The sequence below is a fragment of the Amycolatopsis sp. NPDC051102 genome, assembly GCF_040682815.1.
In the GTDB taxonomy this organism is placed as follows: domain Bacteria; phylum Actinomycetota; class Actinomycetes; order Mycobacteriales; family Pseudonocardiaceae; genus Amycolatopsis.
The window spans coordinates 391,739-417,044 of sequence record NZ_JBFBBT010000002.1; the positions used below are offsets into that span (position 1 = coordinate 391,739).

Consider the following 25,306-nt stretch of genomic DNA (forward strand, 5'->3'; position numbering starts at 1 on the left):
GGACGGATGCGCGTCACGATCGCCGAGGTCGCCCGCCGCGCGCGGGTGAGCAAGACGACCGTGTCGCGGGTGCTCAACAACAAGGCCGACGTGGACGCCGCGACCGCGATCCGGGTGCGCGAGGTGATCGCCGCGACCGGGTACATCCCCAGCGCCGGCGCGGTCGGGCTGGCCCGCGGGGTGACGCGCACGGTCGGGATGCTGGTGCCCGGGCTGACGTGGCCGTGGATGGGCGAGGTGCTGCAGGGCGTCGCCGACGTCGTGGAGTCGAAGGGCTACGGCCTGCTGCTGTCCACCGCCAACCGCGGCCCCGACTCGCTGGAGGAGTTCTCGCGCCAGGTGTCGGCGAAGGCGTTCGACGGCCTGCTGCTGGTGGAGCCGCCCGACGCGGTGCGGCACCTGCGCGTGCTGCACGACTCGGGGCTGCCGGTGGTGGTGATCGACGACCGCGGCCGCCGTCCCGCGTTCCCCTCGGTCGGCACGGACAACCGCCAGGGCGGCGCGACCGCGGCCCGGCACCTGCTCCGGACGGGACGGACGCGCCTGGCCACCGTCACCGGGCCGCGCGACTTCGGCTGCACCGCCGACCGCCTCAACGGGTTTAACGACGCCGTCCGCGACGCCGGACTGACGCTCGACTCGCGGCTGATCATCGAGGGCGACTTCACGAGCGAAAGCGGCGAAGCGGCGATCCTCCAGCTGCTGCACTCCGGCCCGGAGTTCGACGCGGTCTTCGCGCACAACGACCTGACCGCGGCGGGCGTGCTGGCCGGCCTCCGCAAGGCCGGCCGTTCGGTGCCGGGGGACGTCGCCGTGGTCGGCTTCGACGACATCCCCCTGGCCGCGCACACCCAGCCGCCGCTCACCACGATCCGCCAGCCGCTGCGGCAGATGGGCGAGGCGGCGGCCGGGCGGCTGCTCGACCGGCTCGCCGGCGGGCCGTCACCGGAGGGCCCGCTGATCGTCCCGACCTCGCTGGTGGTCCGCGAGTCGACTCAGGACACGGTCAACGCCCCCGACAGCGGGACGTTGCGCGAGGAGTCACCGACGTAGACGCGGTACTGGCCCGCGTTGGTCGTCCACGCGCCCGTCCAGTGCGCCAGATCCCGCGGGGTGAGCGGGAACGACACCTGAGCGCTCTGCCCGGGGTTCAGCTGCACCTTCCTGAACCCCTTCAGCTGCTTCGGCGGCTCGCCGTTGCCGGCCGGCTGGCCGACATAAAGCTGGACGACGTCGGCGCCCGCGCGGGTGCCCGTGTTGGTCACCGTCGCCGTCACCGTTGCGGTGCCGTTCGTCCCCTGCGGTGTCACGGCCAGGTTCGAGAACCCGAACGTGGTGTACGACAGGCCGAAGCCGAACGGGAACAGCGGCTCGAGGTTGCGGCTGTCGTACCAGCGGTAGCCGACGTTGAGCCCCTCCGAGTACTCGATCCGGTCGTTGGCGCCGGGGAACTGCTGGACGTTCGCCGTCGGCAGGTCGGCGAGCTGCTTCGGGAAGCTGACCGGCAGCTTGCCCGACGGGTTGACGTCGCCGTAGAGCAGCGACGCGAGTGCGTTGCCGTTCTCCTGGCCGGGGTACCAGCCCTCGATCACCGCCGCGACCTTGCCCAGCCACGGCATGGTGACCGCCGAGCCGGTGTTCAGCACGACGACGGTCCGCGGGTTGGCCGAGGCAACGGCGTCGATCAGGTCGTTCTGCTGGTGCTGCAGGTCGATCGTGTCGAGGTCCTGGGTTTCGGACTCGCCGTAGCTGGCGAACACGATCGCGACGTCGGCGGTGCGAGCGGCCGCCACCGCACCCGGGATGTTCGGCGTCTGGACGTGCTCCCCCGCCCCGTCCACATAGGACACGGTGACGCCGGACCCGGCGCGGGCCCTGATGCCGTCGATCGGGTTCACCGACGCCGGCGACGGGTTGACCTTGGCACTCCCGCCCCCGATGTTCTGCGGGTCGATCCCGTCGCCGCCGGAGAGCGCGATCGACTTGACCGACGACCCCAGCGGCAGCACGCCGGTGTTCTTCAGCAGCACCGCCCCGGCCGCGGCGACGTCCCGGGCCGTGCCGACGTTCGCCGCGTTCGTCACGACCGACTGCGGCGTGCCCCGGCGGCCCCGGTCGAAGAGACCGAACCGGAACATCTGGGTCAGCACCCGCCGGACCATGTCGTCGACGCGGGCCTGCGTGACCTCGCCGCGCGAGACGGCGTCGAGCAGGCCCTGGCCGAAGAACGCGCCGCCGGGCATCTCCATGTCGAGCCCGCCGTTGGCCAGCTGCCGGGCACCGCCGGTGGCCGAGCCCCAGTCGGAGCCGACGAACCCACCCCACCCGGCGTCCTGCTTGATCGCCTGCGTGAGGACCCCGGCGTTCTGGCAGGCCGGGACGCCGTTGATCTGGTTGTAGGCGCACATCATCGACGCGACCTGGCCCTGGCTCGCCACCTGCTGGAAGGCCGGCAGGTAGAGCTCGTGCAGGGTCCGGTCGTCGATGATGACGTTGTCCGACGGCGTGCCGCGCGACGCCCCGGCCTCGACGTTGTACGCGGCCGCGTGCTTGGCCTGCGCCATCACGCCCTGGCTCTGGATGCCCTGGACCGTCGCGGTCCCGGCCGCGCCGGCGAGGTACGGGTCTTCGGCGTAGGTCTCGAAGTTCCGGCCCCAGCGCGGGTCGCGGACCAGGTTGATCGTCGGGCCGAGGGCGATGTCGACGCCCTTGCCCGCGAACTCCGCCCCCATCGCGCTGCCGTACCGGTTCAGCAGCGCCGTGTCCCAGGTCGCCGCGGCGGTCACCGGCGCCGGGAACTGGGTGACGCCGTCGAGGCCGTCGCCGACCCCGGCCGGCCCGTCCTGCAGGCCGAGCGCCGGGATGCACAGCTCGGGCACGGCGTCGGTGTTGCCGATGTACGGCCCGGTCGCGCCGTTGCCGTGCAGCACCTTCACCTTCTGCTGCGGGGTCATCACGGCCATGAGCTGGTTGACGCGGTCGGCCACCGGCGCGGTGGATCCGACCCACGGACAGCCACCGGGGTTGGTCGGTGTGGTCGTCGGCGGGGCACTGTCGGAAGTGTGCACCGCGAACTCCCACAGCGAGACGCCCCACTGGGTGGCCCGCGCGGTCGCGGTCAGCCGGACGTACCGGGCCGTGCCCGACACGGCCGGGTGCTCGGTCCCGCCGGCGCCGGCCACGGTCGCCGCCGTCGTCCACGACGAGCCGTCGGTGGACAGCTGGATCGTGTACGCGCTCGCGTAGGCCGCCTCCCACGTCAGGTCCACGCCGCAGACCGGGCGCGCGCTGCCCAGGTCGACCTGGATCGACTGCGGGTCGGTGGCCAGGCTCGACCACCGCGTCCCGAGGTCGCCGTCGAAGGCCGCCGATGCCGGGAAGGCGTCCGACTGGACGCTGGAGGCCGTCGCCGGTTGCCGCAGCGCCGCGTTGGCGCTGCCGCACGCCTGCGCGGAGCCGTCGCCGAAGACCTGGAACTCCCAGAGCGAAACGCCCCACTGGGTGGCCCGCGCGGTGGTGGCCAGCCGGACGTACCGGCCGGTGCCGGTCACCGGCAGCGTCTGCGTGCCGCCGGTGCCGGTGGTGGTCGAGTACACAGTGGACCACTGGCTGCCGTCGGCCGAGGCCTGGATGGTGAACGCCTTGGCGTAGGCGGCCTCCCACTGGAGCACGACCTGGTTCAGGGTGTGCGACGCCCCGAGGTCGACCTGCAGCGTCTGCGGGTCCGCGGCCAGGCTGGACCAGCGGGTGCCGGGGTCGCCGTCGACCGCGGCCGACGCCGGGAAGGCGGCGTTCTCGCTGGAGGACGCCGTCACGGCGTGCCCCTGCGACAGCAGCGCCGGGGCCGCCTGGGCGGTGAACAGCGGCGCGGTGAGCAGCCCGGCGGCCACCACGGCGCCCGTGACGAGCGCCAGCCGGCGCCTCACTGGTACACCCGCACGTAGTCGATCACCATGTCCTGCGGCAGGACGGTGCCCGCCCCCGGCGGACCGGGGAAGTCGCCGCCGATGGCGTTGTTGAGGATCAGGAAGAACGGGTGGTCGTAGACCCACGGCCCGCGCGTGCTCTCGACGGTGTCCCGGTTGATCGTCTCGAACGCGTTGCCGTCGACGTAAAACGTCATGTGCGAGGAGTCCCAGTCGAGGCCGAACTTGTGGAAGCCCGCCGAGACGTCCTGGCCGAGGTCGTAGGGCGCGCCGATACCGCCGGCGCCGTTGTAGGCCGGGGCGTGGATCGTCGAGTAGGCCAGGTTCGGCGACTTCCCGACGTGTTCCATGATGTCGATCTCGCCGCAGTTCGGCCACGGCGTGCCGTTGAAGAAGTTGGCGCCCAGCAGCCAGAACGCGGGCCACAGCCCCTGCGTGCCGGACACCTTGATGTTCGCCTCGACGTGGCCGTAGGTGAAGCTGAACTTGCCCGCGGTGTTGATCCGGCCGGAGGTGTACTGGCAGGTGCCGCTGCCGCTGATCGGGTCGACCGGGCACGCGCTGCCCGGGGTCACCTCGCGGCGGACCTGGATGACGAGGTTGCCGCGGCCGTCCTGCTTGGCGTTGTTGTTGTTCGTGTAGTACTCGAGCTCGTTGTTGACGCCCGGGCCGGTCTCGGCGGTCCACTTGCTCGCGTCCGGGGCCGCACCCGCGGCGCCGTTGAACTCGTCGCTCCAGACCAGCGTGCCCGGGAAGTGCGGGGCCGGCGGCGCGGCCGGGGGCGGCGTCGGATTGCCGCCGGTGCCGTAGACGTCGAAGCCCCACAGCGAGTAGCCGTAGCCGTTCGAGCGGGCGGTGCCGTACATCCGGACGTACCGGCCGGAACCGTTGACGGTCAGCGTCTCCTTGAAGCCCTTGCCCGTGGTGGTCGAGTAGATCGAGGTCCAGTTCGCGTTGTCGTTCGACACCTGGATCTGGTAGGCGACCGCGTAGGCCGGGTCCCACTGCAGGACGACCTGGTGGATCGCCGCGGGCGCGCCGAGGTCGACGGTGATCCAGCCGGGGTCGACCCAGCCGGTGGTCGCGCTCGTCGCCCAGCGCGTGGCCGGGTCGTGGTCGAACGCCTTGGCCGGCAGGCAGCCGGGGCAGTTGCCGTCGTCCTGGTACGAGGACGCCTGACCGGACTTCCCGTACGACAGCAGGACGTCACCGGGCTGGGTCGTGCCGCCCCCGCCGTAGACCTGGAACTCCCAGAGCGAGTAGCCGTACTGCGTGGCCCGCTGGGTGCCGGTCAGCCGGACGTACCGGCCGCTGCCGGTGACGTTCAGGGTCTGGGTCCCGCCGGTGGCGGTGGTCGTCGAGTACAGCGTGGTCCAGGCGGCACCGTCGGCGGACGCCTGGAGCGTGAACGCCTTGGCGTAGGCGGCTTCCCAGCTGAGCACGACCTGCGTCAGCTGCTGGGCCGAGCCGAGGTCGACCTGCAGCCACTGCGGATCGCTGAAGCCGCTCGACCAGCGCGTGCCGGGGTCGCCGTCGACGGCGGCCGAGGCGGGGAAGGCGGCGGACTCGGTCGAGGACGCCGTCACCGGGCGCCCTTGGGAGAGCAGGACGGGCGCGGCTTGGGCGGCCGGCGCGGTGAACAGGGCGGCCAGGGTCAGGGCGAGGACGGCGAGCACCCGGGTCCTCGGCATGCGGCGTTGCATGGGCACCTCCACGGCGAACCGGCGCCGGGGCGGCCTTGCCCCGGCGCGGATCGGCTCACGTGGTCTTCGGCGCGGGTGTGGGTCCCGGCCGTCGGCACGCTCTTAGTTCAAGATATAAATAAAGAGCCGTAAAATGTCAACGCCGCAGCGCCGGACGGTCGCGGACCACACCGGACACTGGTCCGGGCGAGGAGAATCCGCCGTGGATCCTTGACGCGGGCGAACCTCCCGCTGTTAACTGCCATCTCACCGACGGAACCGGTTCCGTGACCGCCACCGGAACGGCTCCGCCGCGACACGCACCTTTCGGGCTGACTGGTTCGCGCTCCTCGCACCACCCGGTACCGCTCCTCCGGCTCACGGCGCCGGGCGGGTGACCTGGGGGCGAACCCGCCGCACCACCCGACGCCGGCGCGAGCTGTGGGGCTCGCCCGGCCCGTTTCGCACGTCCTCCCCCCGATCAGCAGGCAGGCCGATGAGATCAACGACGTTCTCCCCCGTACACCGCCTCCTCGTCATCGCCACCACCTTCGTCACCGCGGTCACGACCGCGGCGGTGGTCGGCTCCGCACCGGCACAAGCCGCCGCGTGCGGCACCACCAACCTCGCCCAGGGCCACCCCGCGACGGCGTCCTCGACCGAAAACGGCGGCACCCCCGCGTCCGCCGCGGTCGACGGCAATTCCGGCACGCGCTGGTCCAGCGCCTTCAGCGACCCGCAGTGGCTGCAGGTCGACCTCGGCTCGGCCCAGCAGCTCTGCGACGTCGCGCTCAGCTGGGAAGCCGCGTATGCGAAGGCATTCAGCGTCCAGCTGTCCACCGACGCGAGCAACTGGACCACGGCGTACTCGACGACCACCGGCGCCGGCGGCACGCAGACCGTGCCGCTGTCCGGCACGGCCCGCTACCTGCGGGTCTACGGCACCCAGCGGGCGACCGGCTACGGCTACTCCCTGTGGGAAGTGGCCGTGCACGGCTCGGGCGGCAGCACGATCCCGCCGACCGACCCGCGCAACCCGGACCTCGGGCCGAACGTGTCGGTGTTCGACCCGTCGACCCCGGCCGCGACGATCCAGAACCGGCTGACGCAGATCGCGGACCAGCAGCACACCAACCAGTTCGGCAACGAGCGCTACGCCGTGCTGTTCAAGCCGGGCACCTACAACGCCGACGTCAACCTCGGCTTCTACGAACAGGTCGCCGGGCTCGGCCTCTCCCCCGACGACGTCAACCTCAACGGCCACGTGCGCGTCGAAGCGGACTGGCTGCAGCAAGGTGACAATCCGGCCAACAAGGGCAACGCGACGCAGAACTTCTGGCGGTCCGCCGAGAACCTGTCGGTGACACTGCCGGCCGGCCAGGTCGAACGCTGGGCCGTCGCGCAGGCCGCGCCCTACCGCCGGATGCACCTGCGCGGCAGCCAGATCCAGCTGTGGAACGGCGGCGACGGCTGGGCCAGCGGCGGCCTGATCGCCGACAGCAAGATCGACGGCGTCGCCGTTTCCGGCTCGCAGCAGCAGTTCCTGACCCGCAACAGCGAGCTCGGCGGCTGGCAGGGCGGCGTCTGGAACATGGTGTTCGTCGGCTCGACCGGCACCCCGCCGGCGTCGTTCCCGAACCCGCCGGAGACGGTCGTCGGCCAGACCCCGGTGATCCGCGAGAAGCCGTTCCTCTACGTCGACGGCTCGGGCAGCTACAACGTGTTCGTCCCGGGCCTGCGGCAGAACTCGTCGGGGACGAGCTGGGGCCACGGCGCCCCGGCCGGGCAGTCGATCTCGCTCAGCGAGTTCTACGTCGCCCACCCGTCCGACTCGGCCGCGACGCTCAACGCGGCACTGGCCGCGGGCAAGAACCTGCTGGTGACCCCGGGTGTCTACCACCTCGACCAGTCGCTGAACGTCACGCGCCCGGACACCGTGGTGCTCGGCCTCGGCCTGGCGACGCTGATGCCCACCAACGGGACCGCGGCCATCACGACGTCCGATGTGGACGGCGTGAAGATCGCCGGGCTGCTGATCGACGCGGGCGCGGTCAACTCGCCGGTGCTCGTGCAGATCGGCCAGCCGGGCTCGACCGCGAACCACGCGGCCGACCCGACGTCGCTGCACGACGTGTTCTTCCGGATCGGCGGCGCGGCCGTCGGGAAGGCCACCCAGACGCTGGTGGTCAACTCGAACAACGTCATCGGCGACCACATGTGGCTGTGGCGCGGCGACCACTCGTACGGCGTCGGCTGGAACGTCAACACCGCGGCGAACGGCCTGGTCGTCAACGGCGCGAACGTGACGATGTACGGCCTGTTCGTCGAGCACTACCAGCAGTACGAGGTGCTCTGGAACGGCAACGGCGGCCGGACGTACTTCTTCCAGAACGAGATGCCCTACGACCCGCCGGACCAGGCGTCCTGGTCCAGCGGCGGCGGCCGGCAGGGCTGGGCGGCGTACAAGGTGGCCGACTCGGTGACCAGCCACGAAGGCTGGGGCCTGGGCAGCTACTGCTTCTTCAACACCAATCCGTCCATTGTGGCCAGTCATTCGTTCGAGGTGCCGAACAACGGCGGGGTCCGGTTCCACAACCTGGTGTCGGTGTCACTCGGCGGTGTGGGCACGATCGCCCACGTCATCAACGATGCGGGTGACGCCGCGAACACCGGGCACCAGGTGAGCCCGCTGGTCTCCTACCCGTAACACCGCGGCGACGTACGCGTCCGGGCGGACCAGCCAGGCTTCGCCCGGACGCGCACCCAGCGCCCCGCCCACCGGGATCGCCACCGACCGCACGCCCTCGGCCCGCACGCCGGGGGTGGTGAGCATCAGGAACCCCTGCCGGGCCAGGTCGCGCAACCGTCCACTCGCGACGGTGACGTCCGGGAGCAGCACGCCCGGCCCCGGCGGCGGCAACGCGCCCCGCGGCGGCCGTCCCGCGAACGGCCGGTCCGGATCCGGGGTGGTCAGTGGCGAATCCGCGTACCAGAACGGTTCGGCCAGCCGGCCCGAGTCGACCTGCTCGCAGGCGGCCGGGTCGTGCGCCGCCCGCGTGAGGACGTCGAGCCGGCGACGGTGTTGTCCGGCGTCCTGGGGCACCAGGAAATCCATCGTGGCCGTGGTGACGGCGGCGTTCTCCACCGCCGCCGCGTACCGCTCGGCGTGGTAGCTCTCCAGCAGCTCCTCCCCCGCGTCACCGCGCAGGACGGCGGCCAGCTTCCAGGCCGCGTTCTCGGCGTCGGCGACCCCGGAGTTGAGGCCGCGTGCCCCGAACGGCGCGACGAGGTGCGCGCAGTCCCCCGCCAGCAGCACGCGCCCGACGCACATCCGGTCGACGAGCCGCGTGTGGAAGCGGTACACCGATCGCCAGCGCACCTCGTACGGCCGGTCGCCGATGATCGCCCGGATCCGCTGGTCGAGCGCGCCGCCCGACTCCTCGGCCGTGAGGTCGTAGTCCGCGGGGACCTGCCAGTCGATGCGGAACTCCGAGCCCGGGCACGGGTGGATGAGCACCTGGCGACCCGGGTTCCACGGCGGGTCGAAGTAGAACCGCCGCTCCGCCGCCCAGCCGGGCAGATCGGCGCGGATGTCGCAGATCAGGAACAGATCCCGGAACGACACGCCGCCGAGGTGCTGCCCGAGCGCCCGCCGCACGGTGTCGCCCCGCGCGCCGGCGCAGGCGATCGCGTAGTCGGCCTCGATCCGGCGTGGCCCGTCCTTCGTCTCGCACTGGATTTCGACGCAGCCGGGCTGGGTCACGCCGGTGACGCGGTGGCCGCGGCGGACGTCGATCAGCGGCTGCCGCGCGACGAGCTCGTCCAGGACCGCCTCGACGCGGGCCTGCGAGAGGTTGACGAACGGCGGCAGCGCGGACCCCGCGTCCGGCAGCGTCAGCGAGAACAGCTCGCGGTCGCGGTGGAACGTCCGCGCGGTCGTCCAGGTGAGCCCTTCCTCGGCGAGGCACCCGGCGCCGAGCGACGCCCAGACGTCCAAGGTGTCCCGTTGCTGGCAGATGGCCTTGGACCCGACGGGGTCGCGCACCTCGTGCTCGTCGACGAGCACCACCGGTACGCCCCAGCGCGCGAGCAGCAGCGCGGCCGTCTGGCCGACCGGGCCGCTGCCGAGGACGGCGACCGTCATCCCTGGAGCTGGTCCCAGACTTCGCGGTCGCGTTCGGCCGTCCAGACCACCGGCCGTTCGATGCCGCCCAGCTCGTCCCACAGCCGCGAGACGTCGAAGGGCAGGCAGTGCTCGAAGATCGGCCAGTGGCCGTACTGGTCGTGCAGGGCCGCGTGGGTGCGTTCGAAGGCTTCCTTGAGCGTGCCGCCGGCGTCGCGGACCGCGCCGACCTCGCGGAGCATCGTGGTGAGGAAGTGCCGGGTCTGCGCGACGGCGGCGTCGGCCGCCTCCCGGCCCCGGCTCACCCCGCCGCGGCCGCCGATCAGCGTCTCGGCCCCGAACGCGGCCACCCGGTCCAAAGTGGACGACGCCCAGTCGCGGTGGAACGCGTCGCCGGTGTACAGCGCGGCTTCGGCTTCCACGAGGTCACCGGCGTAGAGGATCTTCTCGCGGGGCAGCCAGGCGACGATGTCGCCCTCGGTGTGGCCGCGCCCGCAGTACTGCAGCACGAGGTCGCCGCGGTCGCCGCCGAGGTCGATCGTGAGCCGGTCGGAGAAGGTCAGCGTCGGCCAGGTCAGCCCGGGCACCGACTCGGCGCCCTTCGCCAGCCGCGGCATCCGGCCGAACTCGCTTTCCCAGTCCTCCTTGCCGCGCTCGGCGACCAGCGCGCGGGTGTTCTCGTGCGCGACGATCACCTCGGCGTCGAACGCCGACGCGCCGAGCACGCGCACGGCGTGGTAGTGGCTCAGCACCAGGTAGCGCACGGGTTTGTCGGTGTGCTCGCGCAGCTTCGCGAGCCACTCGGCGGCCGCGACCGGGGTGGCGAGCGCTTCGAAGCAGACGAGGAAGTCCTCGCCTTCGATCGCGCCGATGTTGGGGTCACCCTCGGCGGTGAGGGCGTAGACGCCGTCCGCGAGGACTTCCAGGGTCTGCGCTTTCTCCGCCAGGTCGGCCGAAGAGGCGAAGGCTTTCTTCGTCACGGCGAGCGCTCCTCGATTGTCAAAGGATTGACTACCTTCGGGTCAGGCTAGCCCCGCCGGCCCCCGCGGGGAACCCCCGTTCGCCTAACCTGGCCGCATGACGGACCGACCGGCCGACCTCGACTACCTCTCGTTCGTCGACTACGCGATCGGGAAGACGCAGGCCGAGCTGCCCGCGACCGACCCGGTGGCGATGCGCCTCGGCCTGACGCTGCACCGCCTGGCGGGGGCGCTGGTCTACGACTGGGAGTCGACGGTCCACCGCCCCCGCGGCTGGAGCTGGGGCGGCTTCCGGGTGCTGTTCGTCCTGTGGCTGGCGGGCCCGCTGGAGTCCCGCCACGTGGCCCGGCTCGCCGGGATGAGCCGCGCGGCGGTGTCGGCGCTGGTCAAGACCCTGGAGCGGGACGGCCTGGTGACCCGCACCCAGGTCCCCCACGACCGCCGCGCGGTCCGCCTGACCCTGACGGAGGCGGGCCACACGGCGGTGACCGACGCCTACCAGGAGCACAACACCCGCGAACAGGCCTGGGCGGCGTCCCTGACCCCCGCGGAACAGACCACCCTGATCGGCCTGCTGGAAAAGCTGACGACGAGCCCGGCGGCCGCGGCGGCCCAGCGCCTGGCCTGAACCGACCCTCCGGGTCAGCTCGCCAGGCCGGGCAGGGTGAGCGTGTGCCCGGTCTGCTCGGCCTTCGCGCGCAGGTACCGGACGTTGTTCTCGGTCGCGAACACGCCCGTCGGGACCTGGTCGCGCACGGCGATCCCGGCCGCGCGCAGCTGCGCCGCCTTGTCCGGGTTGTTGGACAGCAGGTCGACCCGGCCGACACCGAGCGCGCCCAGCATCTGGGCGGCGACGGTGTAGTCGCGGGCGTCTTCTGGCAGGCCGAGCGCGGCGTTCGCGGCGTAGGTGTCGAGGCCGCCGTCCTGCAGGGCGTACGCGTCGAGCTTGTTGTACAGCCCGATGCCCCGGCCCTCCTGGCGCAGGTACAGCAGGTAGCCGCCGGTCTCGGAGATCCGCGCGACGGCCTCGGCCAGCTGCGGGCCGCAGTCGCAGCGCGCCGACCCGAAGACGTCACCGGTGAGGCATTCCGAGTGGGGCCGCACCAGCGGCACGTCGCCGGGGGTACCGAGGACGAACGCCAGGTGCTCACCACCGTCGGCCAGCCCGCGGAAGGTCACGGCCTCGGCGTCGACCGCGACGCCGCCATCGAGCCGCAGCGGGATCCGCACCCGCGTCCGCACCTCGGCCGTCATGCCGTCGCCCCTGGAGTCACCCACAAGATCGACCCTACACGAAGTTCAAATTCGAACATCCGCACCGGCACGGCGTGCGGGCGCGACGTCGTCCGGCGGGAAAACCACTGGCAGCCGGGTCGTATTCTCAGGGTCATGATCCCCGGGGCCACCGCCGTATCGTTCCTGCTGGTCGTCGTGCTCGGGGCGATGTCGCCCGGGCCCGACTTCGTCGTCGTCACCCGCTCATCGCTCGCCGGGGGCCGGCGGGCCGGGATGGCCGCCGGGCTGGGGATCGCGCTCGGGGTCTTCGCCTGGGTCGTCGCGATCGCCCTGGGGGTCGCCGCCGTGCTGACCGCCTCCGCGATCGCCTTCACCGTCGTCAAGCTGGCCGGGGCGGCCTACCTGGTCGTGCTCGGGGTCAAGGCCTGGCTGGCCGTGCGCCGCGGCGAATACCGGGATCTCGGGGAGGCCACCGGTGCCGCGCGGCTCAAGCCCGGCGCCGCCTTCCGGCAGGGGCTGGTGACCAACCTGCTGAACCCCAAGGTCGCCGTGTACTTCCTGGCCCTGCTCCCCCAGTTCCTCCCCGCGGACGGCGCCACCCTGCAGACCCTCGAACTGGCCGCCATCGCCACCGCCGGCACCGTGCTGTGGTTCGTCACCCTCGCCGTGGTCGTCGGGGCGCTGAAGCGGTTCTTCAGCGCCGGGCGGGTCCGCCGGGTCCTCGACGCCGTGCTGGGCAGTGTGCTCGTCGCGCTGGGGCTGAAGGTCGCCGCCGAAACGGCGTGAGCCCGCCTCCGGGCCCACGCCGCCGGCGCTCAGAGGATCTCGGAAGCCAGGCGTGTGCCGTCGACGCGGGCCTTGATCTTCGCGAAGGCGATGTCGCGCGAGGTCGACGTGTCGTCGGCGAACGGCGAGAACCCGCAGTCGTCGCAGGTGCCGAGCCGCTCGGCCGGCACGTACTTAGCCGCGGTGAGCACCCGGTCCCTGACCTCTTCCGCCGTCTCCACCCGCGGGTCGATCGGGTCGATGACGCCGACGAAGATCCGCTGGTCCGCCTTGAGGTGGTCGGCGATCACCCGCAGCGCGCGCTCGGGGTCGGCTTCGCTGGCCAGCTGGACGAAGAAGCGGCCGGCCTTCAGGCCGAACAACGCCGGCAGCAGGCCCGCGTAGTCGACGTCGAGGCTGTGCACCGAGTCCTGGTCGCCGCCCGGGCAGGTGTGGACGCCGATCTTCGCGCGTTCCTCGGCGGTGAACCGGTCGAGCACCGCGTTGTTGAGGTCGACGAACTGCCGCAGCAGACCGCCCGACGGGTCGAGCTTCAGCGACAGCCGTCCCTCGGTGAAGTCGATCTGGACGCTGTCCGCGCCCGCGTCGAGGCTGCCCCGGATGTCCGCCTCGGCCTCGTCGACGAGGTCGGCGACGAACTGCTCCTGCGAGTACCCCTCGATCCCGTCGGCCGGGTAGATCAGCGAAAGCGCGGACGCGGCGATCACCGCCTGCTTGACGGGCCGGTCGGTAAGCGTTTTCGCGCGCGTCAAGTACGAGTCAGCGTGGGTCGCGTAGCGGAAGGGGCCCGCGGTCAGCCGAGGCAGCTGCCGGGTGTGCCCGTCGGCGAACGGGATGACGACGCCGTCCGGTGCCAGCGCTTCGAGGCCGGCCAGCGGGTACGTGGCGAAGCTCGGTTTGCCCTGTTCGCCGTCGCTCAGCACCGGCGAGCCGGTCTCCTCGAACCGGCGGATCGTGTCCGCCAGTGCGCGGCTCTCCAGCTCGGCGAGCGCGGCGGCGTCGATCCGGCCGGCCGCGAACTCGCCGAGGGCCTCGACCAGGTAGCCGGGACGCGGGATGCTGCCGATCGGTTCGGTGGGCAGGGTCATGGAATCCTCCGCTTGCTTGAAGGTCCTGACCGGGCACGGGCACGACGCCAGGACGTGGCCGCCCCCAGCCGTCCGGCCGTGACCGGCCACGTTCACGCAGCAACTTAACGTGGCGAAGCCCGGTCACGGAGCGCGGATCACCCGGTCGGCCCAGAGAAAAGCACGAAATCGGAAGGCGTTCGGCGGTTCGCGAGGAGGACGATTGGGTATTCGCTACGGCGATACGGCGGGTTCGGCGCCGAAGGAGTGCCCCGATGCTCAGTCACCACGATCGCACCGAGCTCGAGAAGATCGAGCGCAGTCTCGAACTCAGCGACCCCGACCTGGCTGCCGCGCTGCGCGACGGCCGGCGCCCGAAGTCGCGCGCGCTCCGCTCCACCCTCCTGATCGTCTTCGACGTCACCGCCGTTGCGTTGCTGGTCCTGGGCCTCGCGCTGCCCGACCCCGGCGTGACGCTGTGCGGGATCATCGCCCTCACCGGCACCGTCTGGACCCACGTGGCGCGGCACGGGATCTGAGCACCTCGTTCCGGTCAGGACGGCGCCACGGGCCGACGGCTGAGCGAGGTCTGAGGCAGACTGGGCGACGTGAAGTGGGTCCTGCACGTCGACCTCGACCAGTTCATCGCCGCGGTCGAGATCGCCCGCCACCCGGAGCTGCGCGGCAAGCCCGTCGTGGTCGGCGGCAACGGCGACCCGGCCGAACGCGCCGTCGTCGCGACGGCGTCGTACGAGGCCCGCGAGTTCGGCGTTCAATCCGGCATGCCGCTGCGGATCGCCGCCAAGCGCTGCCCGGACGCCGTCTTCCTGCCCAGTGACCCGGACGCCTACCTCGAGGTATCGGCGCGGGTGATGGCCGCGGTGCGGGAGCTGCCGGTCGTGCTCGAGGTGCTGGGCTGGGACGAGGCGTTCGCCGGCGCCGAGACGGCCGGCCCCGAGGCGCTGGCGGCGTCGATCCAGGAGGCGGTGGCACGCGAGACCGGCCTGTCGTGCGCGGTCGGGATCGGCGACAACAAGCTGCGGGCCAAGCTCGCCACCGGGTTCGGCAAGCCGGGCGGGATCTTCCGGCTGACGCAGGAGAACTGGTGGGCGGTGATGGCGGCCCGCCCGACCGACGCGCTGTGGGGCATCGGCGGCAAGACGGCGAAGAAGCTCGCTTCGCTGGGCATCCACACCGTCCTGGACCTGGCGGGCGCGGACCCGGCGGAGCTCGCCGCGCACTTCGGCCCGAAGACCGGGCCCTGGCTGCGGCTGCTCGGCGGCGGCATCAGCGACGCCGAGGTGAGCGCGACACCGTGGGTGGCCCGCTCCCGCAGCCGCGAGACGACGTTCCAGCGCGACCTGACGGACCCGGCGGAGATGGCGGCCGAGGTGTCGGCGCTGGCGAAACGCGTCGCCCAGGACGTCCTCGACGAGGGCCGGCCGGCGGCGCGGGTCGCGGTCAAGGTGCGGTTCGTGCCGTTCTTGACCCACACGCACAGCATCACGCTGCCGGAGCCGACGTCGGACGCCGCCGCGATCGACCGCGCGGCCCGGGAGGTGCTGGGCATGTTCACCCTGACCCGCGCGGTGCGGCTGCTGGGCGTGCGGGCGGAATTCCGGCGCGAGGAGTCGTGAGTGGTAAGGAGGGTTAGAACTCGCCTTAACACTCACGACGAGCCGCGGGAGACCTCGTCCGGCAGCGGCAGCGGCTGGTCCGGGTCCACCGTGACCCCGCCGGCCCGGAGCGTGTGGTCCAGCATCGCCCAGATCGTGCCGGTGAGCTGGCCGGTCAGCTGGGCCAGGCTGAGCGTGCCCGGGTGGTCGAGCCAGCGGGTCGTCGCCGACTCGACGTAGCCGACTAGGCCGAAGGCGATCGTGTCCGCCGGGGCCGGGTCGAGGCCGAACGCCGTCAGGTAGCCGGTGAACAGCCCGCTGAGGTGGCGGGCGATCGCGCCGCGGACGTCCGGGCGGTCGTCCGGGCCGCCCGGCAGCGTGCGCGTGAGGTAGCGGTGCAGGTGGGCGTGCTCGGTCAGCCAGCGCAGGTGCGTCGAGATCACCGTGGAGATCATCTCGTTCGGCGAGCCTTCGGGGTGCCACAGCGGCGCGAGGTCGGCCGTCACCAGCTCGGCCGCGCGCTGGGCGATCGCCCGCTGCAGGTCGGCCGCGCCGTCGAAGTGCCGGTAGAGACGGGTGCGGGCGACGCCGGCGCGCTCGGCGATCTGCTCGGTCGAGACGTCCGGGCCGTGCTCGGCGATGGCGGCCAGTGCCGCGTCGACGAACTCGGCGCGCCGCCGCTCCTGCTGGCCCGCCCAGCGCGCGGCCCGTCCGTCGACCTTGGTCACGGCGGAAGCCTACTCAGGACCGGCCGGGCGGTGTACGCTCCCCGAAGTAACTAGTACACCGCGTACCCCCTACTTTTCCGGAGGTCGCCATGGGCGTCGAGGCCCAGGACCGGGACGTCACCGCGGCTCGCCTGCTCAAGAGCTCCGCGAAGAACTCCTACGACCCGTACGTCGACATCGACTGGGCCGCGCCGCTCGCCGAGGGCAAGGCGTACATGCCGCTCGAGCGCGTCTCCCTCTACGGCACCGATCTCTGGGCGAAGCTGACCCCGGAGCAGCGGATCGAGCTGTCCAAGCACGAGATCGCCAGCATCATGAGCGTCGGCCTGTGGTTCGAGATCGTCCTCATGCAGCTGCTGGCCCGGTACGTCTTCGACCTGGACGCGCGCACCGAGCACGCGCAGTACGCGATGACCGAGATCGGCGACGAGACCCGGCACTCGGTGATGTTCGCCCGCACCGCCGAGCGGCTCGGCGTCCCGCGCTACGGCGTCCCGAAGGTGGTGCACCGCGCCGCGAAGGTGTTCGGCGCGACCGCCGCCGGCCCGTCGATGTTCGCCAGCGTGCTGGTCGCGGAGGAGACCACCGACCGGCTGCAGCGGTCGATGATGGACGACGACGGCATCCAGCCGCTGATCCGCTCGGTCAACCGCATCCACGTGGTCGAGGAGGCCCGGCACGTCCGGTTCGCCAAGGAGGAGGTGCTGCGGGAGACACCGAAGCTGTCGAAGGCGGCCCTCCAGCGGCACCGGCTGCGCACGGCCCTGGTCGCGTTCGGCGTGATCGACAGCATGGTCGACGCGCGGATCTACCGCAGCGTCGGGATCGACCCGCGCGAGGGCCGCGCCGCGGCACTGGCGAACCCCCACTTCCACGAGACCCGGCGCTGGATGGCGGAGAAGATCGTCCCGTTCCTGCGCGAGGCGGGCCTGATCGGCGGCCGCTCCGAGAACATCTGGCGGCGCGCACACCTGGTGTAATCCGTTCGCACGCCGCGCTGGTTTCGGCCAGGATGCCCGGGTGATCACCACCAGGACGGCCCGCGCCGAGGACGAAGCCGCGCTCGCGAAGATCGACGAGCGCACGTGGACCCCGGCTGTCTCCCCCGCCCCGGCCCCGCCGGCCGGAACGCCGTTCTTCGGCGACGACACGCGTCCCGAGGACCTCCTCGTCGCCGAGCAGGACGGCGTGGTCGCCGGGTACGTGCGGCTCGGCGAGGGGTTCGGCATCCCCGCCCACCGGCACGTGGTGGTGATCGACGGGCTCGCCGTCGACCCGGACCGGCAGCGGCTCGGGATCGCGGGGCAGCTCGTCGACGCCGCCGTGGCCGAGGCGCGGCGGCGGGGCGCCCGGAAGGTGACGCTGCGCGTGCTCGGGCCGAACACCGGCGCCCGCCGGGTCTACGAGCGGTGCGGGTTCGTCGTGGAAGGCGTGCTGCGGGGCGAATTCCGCATCGACGGCCGCGACGTCGACGACATCCTCATGGCGCGCCCGCTCGCTTGACAGCCTCGCGGCCGCTTTGCCATCCTGGTTCCGGGCCGAGAGGCGCTGCGACGGAAATCCTTCCGCCACGCTCGGCCCGTTACCACGACTCCAAGGGCGCCTCCCGCGAGGGAGGTGCCTTTTTCTTTGTCCGCAAGGACTTTCGTGCCTCCCGAGCGTTCCGTCGACGAACTCCGGAGTGCACCGAAAAATGAGTGACAAACTCCAGAAGCGCAACGGCCTCGACTTCGCCGTGGCCGACCTCACGCTGGCCGACGCCGGCCGCACCCAGCTGCGGCTGGCCGAGCACGAGATGCCCGGCCTGATGGCGATCCGCCGCGAATACGCCGCCGCGCAGCCGCTGAAGGGCGCCCGCATCGCCGGGTCGCTGCACATGACCGTGCAGACCGCCGTGCTCATCGAGACCCTGGTGGCCCTCGGCGCCGAAGTGCGCTGGGTGTCCTGCAACATCTTCTCCACCCAGGACGAGGCCGCCGCCGCGGTCGTCGTCGGTCCCGGCGGCACGGTCGACGCCCCGGCGGGCACCTCGGTGTTCGCCTGGAAGGGCGAGACGCTCGAAGAGTACTGGTGGTGCACCGACCAGCTCTTCGCCTTCCCCGGCGGCCAGGCGCCGAACATGATCCTCGACGACGGCGGCGACGCCACGCTGCTCGTCCACAAGGGAGTCGAGTTCGAGGCCGCGGGCGCCGTCCCGCAACCGTCCGAAGAGGACCCGGAGGAGTTCCGGATCGTCCTGGAGACCCTCCGCGCGAGCCTCGCCGCCGACGGCGACCGCTTCACCCGGATGGCCAAGGAGATCCGCGGCGTCACCGAGGAGACCACCAACGGCGTCAAGCGGCTCTACAAGCTCGCCAAGGACGGCGAGCTGCTCTTCCCGGCGATGAACGTCAACGACTCCGTCACGAAGTCCAAGTTCGACAACAAGTACGGCATCCGGCACTCCCTTGTGGACGGCCTGAACCGGGCGACCGACGTGATGATCGGCGGCAAGCGCGTCCTCGTCTGCGGCTACGGCGACGTCGGCAAGGGCGCGGTGGAGGCCCTGCGCGGCCAGGGCGCCCGGGTCTCGGTCACCGAGATCGACCCGATCTGCGCGCTGCAGGCGGCGATGGACGGGCTCGACGTCGTGGAGCTCGACGACGTCGTCGAGCAGGCCGACATCTTCATCACCACCACCGGCAACTTCGGCATCATCTCGGCGGCGCAGATGGGCCGGATGAAGCACAACGCGATCGTCGCCAACGTCGGGCACTTCGACAACGAGATCGACATGGCCGGCCTGGCGAAGCTGCCGGGGGTGGTGAAGAAGGAGATCAAGCCGCAGGTCCACGAGTGGACGTTCCCGGACGGCCACGCGATCATCGTGCTGTCCGAGGGGCGGCTGATGAACCTGGGCAACGCGACCGGCCACCCGTCGTTCGTGATGTCGAACTCCTTCACCAACCAGGCCATCGCGCAGATCGAGCTGTTCGCCAAGCCCGGCGAGTACGCCACCGACGTCCACCGGCTGCCCAAGCACCTCGACGAGAAGGTGGCCCGCCTGCACCTCGACGCCCTCGGGGTGAAGCTCACCAAGCTGACGAAGGCCCAGGCGGAATACATCGGCGTCGACGTCGAAGGTCCGTACAAGCTCGATCACTACCGGTACTGATCCAAGATTGCTCCATTCGCCGTAGTTTGGTTTATCCGGAAACTGGCCATCCTCCCGTCGAGAGCGCATCCGCCCGGACGGCACGGAGCCGGGCCGGGTCTCATGCGAAGGAGTGTGTCAAGTGATCATTCTCGGTGTGATTCTGCTTGTCATCGGGTTCATCGTGGGCATCCCGGTGCTGTACACCATCGGTATCATTCTCGCGGTGGCTGGCGTGGCACTGGCCATCCTGGGCGGCACCGGCCGCCGGATCGGTGGCCGGGCGCACTGGTACTGATCCCGAGACCTCGCCGCGGCCTGGCGCGCGTCAGCAGCAATGCTGGCCGCGCCAGGCCGTTCGGCCTGTCCGCACCACCGCGGAAAGGCAAGGGCAGAGTAAAATCTGCCGCGAAGCCACGAAAAATGACCGCGAGGACGAATCCGGTCCGGCGAAAATTCCGTTGCCGGTAAAAAACGCACCGGCAACATCGCCTGTCAGGTAAATCGCGAACGCGAAAACCGAAACGGCGGTCGCCCTGCTCGACGGGTCCGGCGTACCCCGGCGGCGGTCAGCGTCCGGACTACCCCGGACATGAAAGGGTCCTCCGGCTCCGAGGGGGAGGGAGAGCCGAAGGACCCCGTTAGTGTTAGCACATCGCCAAGCCCGTGTACACAGCTGCATACACGATCGGGTTACGCTCTTGACGCCGTCCTGACGCCGCCGCCGATGCCCTGGCGGGTTCAGGCCGACTTCGGGGCCCGCTTGCGAGCGGCCGGCTTCTTCTTCGCCGGCTTTTCGTCCTCATCGGACGCATCGGACGCTTCCGACGCCTCCGAAGAGGACGTTTCCGACGCGGACTGCCGCGACTTCTTCGCGGCGTCCACACTGGCCTGGAGCGCGGCCATCAGGTCGACGACGCCGGCCTTGGCGGTGACCGCCGCGGGCTTGGTCGTCTCGTCGCCGGCGACCTTCGCCTCGATCATCTCCTCGAGGGCCTCGCGGTAGTGGTCGTGGTACTTGTCCGGCTCGAACACCGGCTCGGCCAGCGAATCGATCAGCGACCCGGCCATGGTCAGCTCCTGCGGCCGGATCTGCGGCGGGTCGTCGCGCAGGAACGGGAAGTCGGGCTCGCGGACCTCGTCCGGCCACAGCATGGTCGTCATCACCAGGACGTCGGCGTGCACCCGCAGCACCGCCATGCTCTCCCGCTGCCGGACCGCCACCTTCGCGATGGCCACCTGGCTCGACTTGTGCAGCGCGTCCCGCAGCACGACGTACGGTTTCACCGCGTTCTTCTGCGGCTCGAGGTAGTAGGTCCGGTCGTACTGGATCGGGTCGATCGACTCCAGCGGGACGAACTCCAGCACGTCGATGGTGCGCTGGGTCGACAGCGGCAGCTCGGCCATCTCCGCGTCGGTGATCACCACCATCTCGCCGTCGGGCAGCTCGTAGCCCTTGGCGATCTCGGCGTACGGCACCTCCTGGCCGTCGATCGTGCAGAACCGCTTGTACTGGATGCGGCCGCCGTCGGCCTCGTGCACCTGCCGGAGGGAGACGTTCTTGTTCTCGGTGGCCGCGTACAGCTGGACCGGGATGCTGACCAGCCCGAAGGACACCGAGCCTTTCCACATCGCCCGCATGCCACGTACCTCCGATAGACCACCCTGCCGACTTCACTCTCGGTAGTTACGGTAGCCCGGATCGTCCCCCGGCGACAGTCTGATCTAGACCTCTGCCAGGTATTTCTCCCAAAGTGCGGGGTCCATGAACCAGTGCTGGAAGTCGGCCGGGTTGGTGAATCCGTTGACGAACCGCCGGGCCACGGCCGGGTTCTGCCCGGCCACCCCGAGGATCTGGAGCACGTGCGGGGGCGGCGGCAGGAGCAGCGCGTTCGTCCATTCGGTGACGTGCCGGGCGTACTCCCAGTAGCGCTCGAACGTGGCTTCCATCCACGCCGCGTCGAACGGCCGGTCACCGCGCTCGACGATCGCCTCCAGGTAGGTCGCCGCGCAGTGGCTCGCGTTGTTCGACCCCTGCCCGGTGATCGGGTCGTTCGCCACGACGACGTCGGCCATGCCCAGCACGATCGCCCCGCCGGGCAGGGTGCCGACCGGGTGGCGCACCACCGGCGGGTACCCGCCGGCCAGGGTCGCTTTCGCGTCGGTCAGCTCCGCGTCGCGGCAGCGGTCGTACTCCCACGGCACGAACTGCCGCATCAGGTCGAGCACGCGCTTGAAGTGCTCGTCCGGGCCCGGGTGGTCGTCGAAGCAGTCCAGCGGCCCGCCGGGCACACCTTCGAAGAAGAGGATGTCGCAGTTGCCGCTCAGCGTGTAGGCCGGGATCATGAACAGCTCGCCGACGCCGGGGACGATGTTGAACCGCACCCCCACCTTGTCCGGGTGCTCCGGGCGCCGGCCCACCCCGTGGGCGTAGACCAGCGAAAGCGCGCGCATCGGCCGCGTGTACGGCGAGCGCTCGGGCACCCGGTCGAACAGCTGGACCAGCTCGCCCTTGCCGGCCGAGATGATCACCAGGTCGTAGAGCCGGGACAGCGCGTCCAGCTCGGACGTCATCACGCCGTGGATGACGAGCTTGCCGCCGCGGTCCTCGAACAGCTCCAGCCAGCCGGCCATCTTGACCCGCTGGTCGACCGACTGCGCCGGCTCGTCGAGCTCGGCGAACCAGTCGAGCGCGCGGCCGCCGTCCGGCGCGGCCACCGAGACGCCGAGGCCCTCGACGTTGACCGTCTCGGCCTCCCACAGGTTGATCCCGAGGTCCCGCTCGTGCTGCAGCGCGTCGTGGAACATGCACTGCGTCGACATCACCCGCCCGTGCCGGATCTCCTCCGGCGTCCGCGCGGACATCACCGTGACGTCGTAGTCCTTCGCCTGCAGCCCGAGGGCCAGCTGCAGCCCGGACTGCCCGGCGCCCACCACCAGGACCTTGCGCATGGAGCTCTTCACCTTCCGGTTCAGGCGTGCGGGGTGCTGCCGGCGAGCTCGCGGCCCGCCGGGCCGGAGAGCACCGCCAGCGACAGCGTGTGGCTGACCAGTTCGGTCAGGGTGGCGATCGTCGACGCGCGGTCGCGGGCGTCGCAGGTCACCAGCGGGACGGCCGGGTCGAGCGCCAGCGCGTCGCGCACCTCGTCGAGGTCGTGCACCGGCTTGCCCTCGAACTGGTTGACCGCCACGACGAACGGCAGCTCCGAGTCGTTCTCGAAGTAGTTGATCGCCGCGAACGACTCGTCGATCCGGCTGGTGTCGACCAGCACGACGGCGCCGAGCGCACCCCGGCTCAGGTCGTCCCACAGGAACCAGAACCGCGCCTGCCCCGGCGTGCCGAACAGGTACAGCAGCAGGTCCGGGCGCAGGGTGATCCGGCCGAAGTCCATCGCCACGGTCGTGGTCGACTTGCCGCCGGGCGGGATTTCGTCGATGCCTTCCCCGGCCTCGGTCATCCACGCCTCGTTGCTCATCGGCGGCACCTCGGAGACCGCCCCGACGAACGTGGTCTTGCCGACACCGAAGCCCCCGGCGACGACGATCTTCGCGGAGATCGTCAGCAGATCGCCCTCAGGCGGGGAGCCGCTTGAGCCCATCAAGGATCCTCTCGAGCACGTTGGTGTCGTGGTGGTAGGCGTGCGCGGTCGGGTGCACGAACACCGCCCCCTGGGCGGCGAGGTCGCCGATCAGCACCCGCACCACGCCCAGCGGCAGGTCGAGGCCGACCGACAGCTCGGCGATCGAGCACCGCACGCGGGCGCGTTCGTAGAGCCCCCGCGACTCGGGCATGAGCGTGTCGCTCAGCGCCGGGTCGTACTCCGGCACCGACACCAGCGTCTCCACCAGCAGCTGGAACCGGGTACCGGTGCGGCCGCCGGTGAGCGCGTACGCGCGGATCCGGCGGCTCCGGCGCGGCAACGGGGTGTCCGCTGTGGACACGGGCATCACATCCTCGGCGTGCGCTTCGGGGCTTCGCCCCGGGCCGGGGGCTCTGCCACCCGGACCCCCGGAAGACTGATCAGGCATCGGCGTCACATCCGGGGCCGGCGCGCGGTCAGCACCTGCCGCAGCTCCGCGCGCACCTCGGGGGTGAGCGCGTGCCCGGCGTTGGTGATGAACTGCGTCATCTCGTAGGCGACCACCTTCATGTCCGCCTCGCCCGAGGTCAGCACCGCGAGCCCGGCACCGGAGCCGATGCCCATGAACAGGAAGTAGCCGTGGGTGAGCCGGATGATGATCTGCTCGCAGGCGCCCTTCCCGAACAGGGCCGCGCTGTTGCCGGCCAGCGAGAGCAGGCCGCTGGCGATGGCGGCCAGCTGTTCGGCTTCGGCCTCGGCGACCGAGTCCGACGCGGTGAGGGGGAAGCCGTCCACGCTCATGATCAGCGCGTGGCTGACGCCGTGGACCTTGTGCACGAAATCGTCGAGCAGCCAGGCGAAGTTCGCCGTGGCCGGGTGGGGCGCACTCACCGCGTGGTTCCTCCGGGCGTCTCGTCCTGCCGGGTGCGGTTCTCCGCGAGCGCGGCCTGCTCGCCGTCGGCGAACGCGCCGAGGTCGGCGAGCAGCCGCTCGTGGCCGGACGCCGGGTTGCCGCCGTCCGATGGAGGCGGCGCCGGCTCGGGGGCGGCGCCGCGGATGCTGCCGGGCACGCGGCGCGGCAGGCCGTTGGCGGTGGTGCCGCCGACGGCCCGCTCGACCGGCCGTGGCCGGGGACTGGGCCGGCGTGCCGCCGGTTCCTCGCGGGAGAGGGTGCCGGAGCGGCGGCGCGGCAGCCCGGCGGCGGTGGCCGGTTCGCGGCCGCCCTTGACCGGCTCGATGGTGACGGTCCGGGTGCCCGACCAGGCGTGTTCGGCGAGCTCGGTCACGACGCCGGTGGGCAGCAGCACGGTGGCGACCGTGCCGTGCGGGCTGCGCCGGTCGAGCCGCACGGTGACGCCGTGCCGGGCGGCGAGGCGGGCGACCACGGCGAGGCCCATGTGCCGCGCCGAGGCGTCGTCGAGGTCGCCGCCCGCCGCGAGCCGCGCGTTGAGGTCGCCGACGCGGTCCGCGGGAATGCCGATGCCCTCGTCCTCGATCCGGACGAGCACGCTGCCCTGCTCGGTCAGGTGCGCGCTGACGTGCACCGGCGAACTCGGCGAGGACTGGTTGGCCGCGTTGTCGAACAGCTCCGCCAGCACCCGCCCCAGGTCCTCGGCGGCGAAGCCGACGACGCCGAGGTTGACCACCCGGCCGATGGTGATCCGGGCGTAGTGGTTGATCGAGGACATCGCCTCGCGCATCAGGTCGAGCAGCGAGGTCGCCCGGGCGGCGTCGTCGGCGGTGTCCTGCCCGGCGAGCACCCGCAGGTTCTCGGCGTTGCGCCGCAGCCGCGTGGCGAGGTGGTCGAGCTGGTAGAGCTCGGCGAGGCGGTGGTGGTCCTCCTCCCCCGCCTCCAGCTCCTCCAGCCGCGCGAGGAGCTGGTCGAGCAGGTTCAGGTCGCGCAGGGCGACGCTGGCGCAGATCTCGGCCAGCACGCCTTCGCCGTCCGGCGCCGGTGCCGGAACCGGCACCGTCAGCTCCGCGATCGCCGGCCCGGCGGCGGGCGTGTACCCCGGGTGCTTCGGGGGCGCGGTGAGGAACTGCGCCGCGGCCACGCGCGACCGGTCCAGCAGGACGCGTGATCGATCCAGGAGTTCCCGGGCCCGGCTCGCCATGTGGCCCCACTTCTTCCTTGCTCAGGTGCACGAACGACGGTGGTGTGCGCCGACCCCCGGCGGCGATGCGGGACATGCAAGCAGAAAGGTTCGTGGGATGTCCACAGCCGGTCCCCGTACGATCGCCCTGTGTGATCGTGATTTCGGAGCGTCGCTGCTGGTGAGCGCAGTGGATTAGGCCATTCGGTTCAATTTTGCAAATTGCGGGTCGCAACACTGCGCACACGGCTGTCGATCCCGCAGCTGAGGCCGGGTGCGACCACGGAACCCCGCTCGTGTCCGATTCGTCCCAAACTTGCGTGCCACGCAATTTTTTGCGTGGCACGCAAGTTTT

The 25,306-nt window shown here is 71.5% G+C and carries 23 protein-coding genes and 1 riboswitch; of the genes, 10 read left to right on the forward strand and 13 right to left on the reverse strand.

Annotation, left to right across the window (positions count from 1 at the left end; all coding sequences use genetic code 11):
* Nucleotides 1-6: 6 nt before the first annotated feature.
* Nucleotides 7-1,053, forward strand: a complete 1,047-nt coding sequence (locus tag AB0M93_RS07710; protein ID WP_364269537.1) for a LacI family DNA-binding transcriptional regulator — start codon at nt 7-9, stop codon at nt 1,051-1,053.
* Here AB0M93_RS07710 and AB0M93_RS07715 read toward each other — a convergent pair.
* Nucleotides 996-3,926 (reverse strand): glycoside hydrolase family 3 C-terminal domain-containing protein, encoded by a 2,931-nt coding sequence (locus AB0M93_RS07715; protein ID WP_364269539.1) that lies wholly within the window; start codon nt 3,924-3,926, stop codon nt 996-998. The two genes, AB0M93_RS07710 and AB0M93_RS07715, sit on opposite strands and share 58 nt — an antisense overlap.
* On the reverse strand, nt 3,923-5,629 hold the full coding sequence (locus AB0M93_RS07720; RefSeq protein WP_364269541.1) for a discoidin domain-containing protein: 1,707 nt from the start codon (nt 5,627-5,629) through the stop codon (nt 3,923-3,925). Before AB0M93_RS07720 ends, AB0M93_RS07715 begins: the two co-directional genes overlap by 4 nt.
* 475 nt (nt 5,630-6,104) lie before the next feature.
* Here AB0M93_RS07720 and AB0M93_RS07725 point away from each other — a divergent pair, with 475 nt between their 5' ends.
* The gene (locus AB0M93_RS07725; RefSeq protein ID WP_364269543.1) at nt 6,105-8,315 is read left to right on the forward strand and encodes a discoidin domain-containing protein; all 2,211 of its coding nucleotides are present in this window, start codon (nt 6,105-6,107) and stop codon (nt 8,313-8,315) included.
* On the opposite strand, the gene AB0M93_RS07730 is transcribed toward AB0M93_RS07725, so the two are convergent.
* Entirely contained in the window at nt 8,217-9,752 is a 1,536-nt protein-coding gene (locus AB0M93_RS07730) for an FAD-dependent monooxygenase (protein ID WP_364269545.1), read from the reverse strand. The genes AB0M93_RS07725 and AB0M93_RS07730 overlap by 99 nt on opposite strands.
* A complete protein-coding gene (locus AB0M93_RS07735; RefSeq protein ID WP_364269547.1) occupies nt 9,749-10,711 on the reverse strand; it encodes an MBL fold metallo-hydrolase in 963 nt (320 codons plus the stop codon). The genes AB0M93_RS07730 and AB0M93_RS07735 overlap by 4 nt, the downstream gene beginning before the upstream one ends.
* 97 nt (nt 10,712-10,808) lie before the next feature.
* Between AB0M93_RS07735 and AB0M93_RS07740 the strand changes: the two genes are divergently transcribed.
* Nucleotides 10,809-11,339 (forward strand): MarR family transcriptional regulator, encoded by a 531-nt coding sequence (locus tag AB0M93_RS07740; protein WP_364269549.1) that lies wholly within the window; start codon nt 10,809-10,811, stop codon nt 11,337-11,339.
* 14 nt (nt 11,340-11,353) lie between these two features.
* On the opposite strand, the gene ribA is transcribed toward AB0M93_RS07740, so the two are convergent.
* Nucleotides 11,354-11,965 carry a GTP cyclohydrolase II gene (gene ribA / locus AB0M93_RS07745; protein WP_364270681.1) on the reverse strand — a complete coding sequence of 204 codons (612 nt, stop codon included), beginning with the start codon at nt 11,963-11,965 and terminating at the stop codon, nt 11,354-11,356.
* Between the two features lie 135 nt (nt 11,966-12,100).
* On the opposite strand from ribA, the gene AB0M93_RS07750 reads away from it, so the two are divergent.
* Entirely contained in the window at nt 12,101-12,733 is a 633-nt protein-coding gene (locus AB0M93_RS07750; protein ID WP_364269551.1) for a LysE family translocator, read from the forward strand.
* Between the two features lie 29 nt (nt 12,734-12,762).
* Here AB0M93_RS07750 and AB0M93_RS07755 read toward each other — a convergent pair whose 3' ends face one another.
* On the reverse strand, nt 12,763-13,821 hold the full coding sequence (locus AB0M93_RS07755; RefSeq protein ID WP_364269553.1) for a cobalamin-independent methionine synthase II family protein: 1,059 nt from the start codon (nt 13,819-13,821) through the stop codon (nt 12,763-12,765).
* Between the two features lie 254 nt (nt 13,822-14,075).
* On the opposite strand from AB0M93_RS07755, the gene AB0M93_RS07760 reads away from it, so the two are divergent.
* Both AB0M93_RS07760 and AB0M93_RS07765 read left to right on the forward strand, forming a co-directional pair.
* On the forward strand, nt 14,076-14,339 hold the full coding sequence (locus tag AB0M93_RS07760; RefSeq protein WP_364269555.1) for a DUF3040 domain-containing protein: 264 nt from the start codon (nt 14,076-14,078) through the stop codon (nt 14,337-14,339).
* 69 nt (nt 14,340-14,408) lie between these two features.
* Complete coding sequence (locus tag AB0M93_RS07765) at nt 14,409-15,437, forward strand: DNA polymerase IV (protein ID WP_364269557.1); 1,029 nt, start codon at nt 14,409-14,411, stop codon at nt 15,435-15,437.
* 32 nt (nt 15,438-15,469) lie between these two features.
* Here AB0M93_RS07765 and AB0M93_RS07770 read toward each other — a convergent pair whose 3' ends face one another.
* Entirely contained in the window at nt 15,470-16,144 is a 675-nt protein-coding gene (locus AB0M93_RS07770) for a TetR/AcrR family transcriptional regulator (RefSeq protein WP_364269559.1), read from the reverse strand.
* Between the two features lie 89 nt (nt 16,145-16,233).
* Between AB0M93_RS07770 and AB0M93_RS07775 the strand changes: the two genes are divergently transcribed.
* The 4 genes from AB0M93_RS07775 to AB0M93_RS07790 all read left to right on the forward strand — a co-directional run bounded on the left by AB0M93_RS07775 (nt 16,234) and on the right by AB0M93_RS07790 (nt 19,575).
* The gene (locus AB0M93_RS07775; protein ID WP_364269561.1) at nt 16,234-17,124 is read left to right on the forward strand and encodes a diiron oxygenase; all 891 of its coding nucleotides are present in this window, start codon (nt 16,234-16,236) and stop codon (nt 17,122-17,124) included.
* A gap of 40 nt (nt 17,125-17,164) precedes the next feature.
* Nucleotides 17,165-17,647 (forward strand): GNAT family N-acetyltransferase, encoded by a 483-nt coding sequence (locus tag AB0M93_RS07780; RefSeq protein ID WP_364269563.1) that lies wholly within the window; start codon nt 17,165-17,167, stop codon nt 17,645-17,647.
* 31 nt (nt 17,648-17,678) lie between these two features.
* Nucleotides 17,679-17,756, forward strand: a riboswitch (S-adenosyl-L-homocysteine riboswitch).
* An 81-nt stretch (nt 17,757-17,837) separates the two neighbouring features.
* Nucleotides 17,838-19,298, forward strand: coding sequence for an adenosylhomocysteinase (gene ahcY / locus AB0M93_RS07785; RefSeq protein WP_364269565.1), 1,461 nt, complete (start codon nt 17,838-17,840; stop codon nt 19,296-19,298).
* A 121-nt stretch (nt 19,299-19,419) separates the two neighbouring features.
* Entirely contained in the window at nt 19,420-19,575 is a 156-nt protein-coding gene (locus AB0M93_RS07790) for a hypothetical protein (protein ID WP_004559113.1), read from the forward strand.
* A 443-nt stretch (nt 19,576-20,018) separates the two neighbouring features.
* Here AB0M93_RS07790 and AB0M93_RS07795 read toward each other — a convergent pair whose 3' ends face one another.
* From AB0M93_RS07795 to AB0M93_RS07820, 6 genes are all read right to left on the reverse strand, one after another.
* On the reverse strand, nt 20,019-20,918 hold the full coding sequence (locus tag AB0M93_RS07795; protein WP_364269567.1) for a Ku protein: 900 nt from the start codon (nt 20,916-20,918) through the stop codon (nt 20,019-20,021).
* Nucleotides 20,919-21,002: 84 nt separating this feature from the next.
* Nucleotides 21,003-22,229, reverse strand: a complete 1,227-nt coding sequence (locus AB0M93_RS07800; protein ID WP_364269569.1) for a styrene monooxygenase/indole monooxygenase family protein — start codon at nt 22,227-22,229, stop codon at nt 21,003-21,005.
* A 20-nt stretch (nt 22,230-22,249) separates the two neighbouring features.
* The gene (locus AB0M93_RS07805; protein ID WP_364269571.1) at nt 22,250-22,876 is read right to left on the reverse strand and encodes an ATP/GTP-binding protein; all 627 of its coding nucleotides are present in this window, start codon (nt 22,874-22,876) and stop codon (nt 22,250-22,252) included.
* On the reverse strand, nt 22,851-23,225 hold the full coding sequence (locus AB0M93_RS07810; protein WP_364269573.1) for a DUF742 domain-containing protein: 375 nt from the start codon (nt 23,223-23,225) through the stop codon (nt 22,851-22,853). The genes AB0M93_RS07805 and AB0M93_RS07810 overlap by 26 nt, the downstream gene beginning before the upstream one ends.
* Nucleotides 23,226-23,311: 86 nt before the next feature.
* Nucleotides 23,312-23,749, reverse strand: a complete 438-nt coding sequence (locus AB0M93_RS07815) for a roadblock/LC7 domain-containing protein (protein WP_364269575.1) — start codon at nt 23,747-23,749, stop codon at nt 23,312-23,314.
* Nucleotides 23,746-24,972, reverse strand: a complete 1,227-nt coding sequence (locus AB0M93_RS07820) for an ATP-binding protein (protein ID WP_364269577.1) — start codon at nt 24,970-24,972, stop codon at nt 23,746-23,748. Before AB0M93_RS07820 ends, AB0M93_RS07815 begins: the two co-directional genes overlap by 4 nt.
* Nucleotides 24,973-25,306 lie beyond the last annotated feature (334 nt).

What these genes read in the sequence shown, in the direction of transcription:
- AB0M93_RS07720 (WP_364269541.1), bottom strand. Translation starts at nt 5,629, where the DNA reads ATGCAACGCCGCATGCCGAGGACCCGGGTGCTCGCCGTCCTCGCCCTG.
- ribA (WP_364270681.1), bottom strand. Translation starts at nt 11,965, where the DNA reads ATGACGGCCGAGGTGCGGACGCGGGTGCGGATCCCGCTGCGGCTCGAT.
- AB0M93_RS07750 (WP_364269551.1), top strand. Translation starts at nt 12,101, where the DNA reads ATGATCCCCGGGGCCACCGCCGTATCGTTCCTGCTGGTCGTCGTGCTC.
- AB0M93_RS07795 (WP_364269567.1), bottom strand. Translation starts at nt 20,918, where the DNA reads ATGCGGGCGATGTGGAAAGGCTCGGTGTCCTTCGGGCTGGTCAGCATC.
- AB0M93_RS07800 (WP_364269569.1), bottom strand. Translation starts at nt 22,229, where the DNA reads ATGCGCAAGGTCCTGGTGGTGGGCGCCGGGCAGTCCGGGCTGCAGCTG.
- AB0M93_RS07810 (WP_364269573.1), bottom strand. Translation starts at nt 23,225, where the DNA reads ATGCCCGTGTCCACAGCGGACACCCCGTTGCCGCGCCGGAGCCGCCGG.
- ahcY (WP_364269565.1), top strand. Translation starts at nt 17,838, where the DNA reads ATGAGTGACAAACTCCAGAAGCGCAACGGCCTCGACTTCGCCGTGGCC.
- AB0M93_RS07730 (WP_364269545.1), bottom strand. Translation starts at nt 9,752, where the DNA reads ATGACGGTCGCCGTCCTCGGCAGCGGCCCGGTCGGCCAGACGGCCGCG.
- AB0M93_RS07805 (WP_364269571.1), bottom strand. Translation starts at nt 22,876, where the DNA reads ATGGGCTCAAGCGGCTCCCCGCCTGAGGGCGATCTGCTGACGATCTCC.
- AB0M93_RS07820 (WP_364269577.1), bottom strand. Translation starts at nt 24,972, where the DNA reads ATGGCGAGCCGGGCCCGGGAACTCCTGGATCGATCACGCGTCCTGCTG.
- AB0M93_RS07740 (WP_364269549.1), top strand. Translation starts at nt 10,809, where the DNA reads ATGACGGACCGACCGGCCGACCTCGACTACCTCTCGTTCGTCGACTAC.
- AB0M93_RS07760 (WP_364269555.1), top strand. Translation starts at nt 14,076, where the DNA reads ATGCTCAGTCACCACGATCGCACCGAGCTCGAGAAGATCGAGCGCAGT.
- AB0M93_RS07775 (WP_364269561.1), top strand. Translation starts at nt 16,234, where the DNA reads ATGGGCGTCGAGGCCCAGGACCGGGACGTCACCGCGGCTCGCCTGCTC.
- AB0M93_RS07755 (WP_364269553.1), bottom strand. Translation starts at nt 13,821, where the DNA reads ATGACCCTGCCCACCGAACCGATCGGCAGCATCCCGCGTCCCGGCTAC.
- AB0M93_RS07710 (WP_364269537.1), top strand. Translation starts at nt 7, where the DNA reads ATGCGCGTCACGATCGCCGAGGTCGCCCGCCGCGCGCGGGTGAGCAAG.
- AB0M93_RS07725 (WP_364269543.1), top strand. Translation starts at nt 6,105, where the DNA reads ATGAGATCAACGACGTTCTCCCCCGTACACCGCCTCCTCGTCATCGCC.